Here is a 3,355-nt window from a genome sequence, read left to right as displayed (position 1 = left end):
ATAACTTTTCCTCCTTAAACAAAAAAAGGACACACCTACGCTATGGTTATGCGTAGGTGTGTCCTTTTGCAATATGATTTTTTAGTATTGGATTATTTACATAATAACATTTACTATATTTATATACAAATAGAATTGAGACTGAATAGGATTTCTCAACATCTATGGTCAAATGTAAATGCTATATAAAAGCTTTTTCGATTTTATCGAGAAATTATGCTTATATATATGTAGCATTAAACTAAATCAGCAAAATCCAAAATTTCCAAATCATTATCTAAGTTATAATATTTTACCCCTTTAAATGTATCTCCATAAGGGATTTCATCAACAAACTGATAAGAATATTTTTTCGATACATCACCTTTAATCTGATAATTCGTCGAGTGGTATTTTCTCCCGAATTTTCCGAATGAAAGAAAAATAACTTCTTTAGCACCAGCGGCGAAAAGCAAATGTTTTGCTGATTCAGCCGAGTATCCGTTAGTAATATAATCATCAATAATACATATCACCTTACCCTTAATTTTATCAACTAAAGCTGGATTTACGATTAAAGTATCGAAATCTTTATCGCTTTTATTAATCAAGCGCAAAGTACTACTGCTATTATGTTTTGATCTCATAGGCATTTGTCTAATCAATATTTCTGGTCCTCTTCTTGGTTTACCGTCAATAAGAACCCTAAGCGCTTCCTTTAAGAAAGAAACAGATGTAACTGTATTATCAGGTTTAGAAGAAGGGAAAGTCCCCCAATAGTCAATCTTATCAAAATAAGGGTTTGTTGTCACTTCGTTTATTAAATGGAATAATAGAAGAAGTAAAATTCTTTGATCTCTTATGGATTTATCACCTTTTAAATTTGTTTCAAAAATTTGTTTAACTCTAGCTTCTTTTTCAGGTCGATGATGGGTATTTGCATTATTTAAACTTATAACACTGAAGTTATCCTCAAAACACATATGAAAGTAATTTGCTTTATGAATTTCAAAAGCTTTTAAGCAATCAACAACATCTTGAAATTCAATGATTGGCAAACCATATTGTTTTACTTTATCAGAAATGACAACTCTACCACTATTCAGTCTCTCAGGGTTAAATAATGGTATTTTGCAGTTAAAAGCAAAAATAGCATCTTCTTGGACAATACCTATCATACCAAAAAGTGCACCTTTCTTTTTTAAAACCTTGATTTTATCTTTCGTTTCTGAGCTTCGATCAAGTAGTTTTATTTTATCTTTATACTCTTTAGGTATTTTATTTTGTAATATGTTAATTGTTGATTTTCTAGCAACAATTCTTAAATATATATCTTTCTCATAAAACAAGTCGGCAAATTTCAAATTTTCCTCAATCAATTCATTATCTTCAGTAAAAAATACTAATTTCGATATAAAAATCATTTTGTTTTTTTTAGTCATTTAGCATTTCGCCTCCAAAACCCCTGATTTTATTATTAATTAATTCATCTTCTTGATCAACAAATAGAATCTTTTTACTAGCCTCACTTGCGTTTCTAATTGTATTCATAGTCCCACTTTTTAAATTCGTTTCTGTAACTACTACTATATCGCTTATATTTGCTAAATATTGATTTCTATCTAAAAAACTAGATTTATAAGTATTTTCTTTTGGACCAATGGATGTTACCAACAAACCTCCATCTAATATTTTTTTTGCTAATTCTTGGTTTTCCTTAGGGTAAATTTTGTTGAAATTTGTAGGTAATACGGCAATTGTTTTGCCTTTATGGACAATTGCTGTCTCGTGAGAAATTGTATCAATACCTTTTGCTAATCCACTAACAATAACATAATTATCCTCAACAAATTTTCTGGTTAACTTCTTAGTAATTGCAATAGCTTTTGGGGAAGGATGCCGAGTACCTACGATTGCCACTCTTTTCTGGTTAACTTCTAAAAGTGAAATATCTCCTTTTGAATACATAAAAAGTGGCATTATTTTTTCTGGTATTAGCTCTGTCATCTCATTCACATCATACTTAAAATACATTTTACTTTTACTGTCCCTTAAGAAATCATCTTCTTTAAATAAGTCGATTTTAAAATCCCTGTATTTATAGTAATTTTCTGCCAACTTTCTGTCTTTATCAGTAAATTTTTTTTCCAATTCAGCATATATTTTGTATCCCCTATTAAAAATAATGTTTATAGGATCTATTCCTAAAAGAAAAATATCTTGTAAAAGGGTATTATTAAAGCCGAACTGCTTTAAGAAAAACAATTCACTTCTTATATTTTCTACCATTGTGTAACTCCTTCTTTATAATCAACTATATATATTTAAAACAGGTAACGTAAGATATTTATATAAATAAATCATTATATAAATGAAACTCTTTCCCCTTGCACTTCATTCGGAGTACCGATAACTTCAGCTTAAATATCTCAACTCTTGAAAAACTATCTCATAAATTATACTTTTTAAGTTTATTTTAACACATACTTATAGCAAGGATTCACACGATAATCTCAATACCCTATTAATTATAAGATATACAAAAACGCTAAAACAGCTTGCCATGTAATTGTCATTACAAAGTAAAACTTTAATCAGTGCAGACTGTATCTTTATTCTAATTGATTTTGCTATTAATTATCCGACTATTCTTTAGTCAAGTAACGAATTTCATTAAAATTTAAATATATAAATAATTATATATTTAAATTTTAATACTATTCACAAAAAGGTCCTAGTCCCCTAGAACCTTTTTTATTAGGAAATTCACTTATTTTTCTTCATCATAAAATATTTAGGGTCGCCTTTTAGTTTGTAATACTTCATGTTAAGACGAATAGCTACTATGGAGATTACTAAAAAACCTATTACATATAACATGTCTCTCTTTCCCCATTTCTTATTGTTTAGCGAACTTATTATGTAAATACTTCACATGTTTCTTTTCAACATCCTTATCCATAATGTTCGCTCGTAATATTGTTTGGTAGATGTGCTGGACCTCATCATTTGTTAGTTGCGCTTCAGTATATGATTCAATACATTTTTGTAGATCGTTATAATACAGGACATGTTTATCTTTAGATTGAACATTTACTCTTTTTAGACTGCATTTTGGATGGAACGCTGCAATAGAGATGGACGGCAGCTGTTGTTCCATTACCCATTCAATAGCTTTTATATGTTTATAATTTTGTCGAAATGGATTTTGAAAAGAAGATTTCTTTCTAAAAATACCCTGTGTCCACCTTGCAGCTTTCTCATTTCCATAGATCCATCCTTCGTAGTTTTTCGTCTCTATAACAAATACACCGGTTTCCGCGATAACAATATGGTCAATTTGCGTTGTATCACCATACTCAGTATGAATCGTAAC

The 3,355-nt window shown here is 29.2% G+C and carries 3 protein-coding genes; all 3 read right to left on the bottom strand.

What is annotated here, in order from left to right; genetic code table 11:
• Nucleotides 1-236: 236 nt before the first annotated feature.
• Nucleotides 237-1,421 carry a phosphoribosyltransferase gene (locus FOT98_RS30165; RefSeq protein WP_000162900.1) on the bottom strand — a complete coding sequence of 395 codons (1,185 nt, stop codon included), beginning with the start codon at nucleotides 1,419-1,421 and terminating at the stop codon, nucleotides 237-239.
• Nucleotides 1,414-2,268 carry a DNA processing protein DprA gene (locus FOT98_RS30160; RefSeq protein WP_000230030.1) on the bottom strand — a complete coding sequence of 285 codons (855 nt, stop codon included), beginning with the start codon at nucleotides 2,266-2,268 and terminating at the stop codon, nucleotides 1,414-1,416. The genes FOT98_RS30165 and FOT98_RS30160 overlap by 8 nt, the downstream gene beginning before the upstream one ends.
• A gap of 610 nt (nucleotides 2,269-2,878) precedes the next feature.
• Nucleotides 2,879-3,355, bottom strand: a 477-nt coding sequence (locus tag FOT98_RS30155; RefSeq protein WP_144291216.1) for a nuclease-related domain-containing protein, incomplete at its 5' end; no start/stop codon positions are given.

It is taken from the genome of Bacillus sp. HY001 (genome assembly GCF_007558965.1).
GTDB lineage: Bacteria > Bacillota > Bacilli > Bacillales > Bacillaceae_G > Bacillus_A > Bacillus_A mobilis.
Note: the sequence above shows the minus strand (reverse complement) of the source record. Positions and strands in the feature narration are given on the sequence as shown.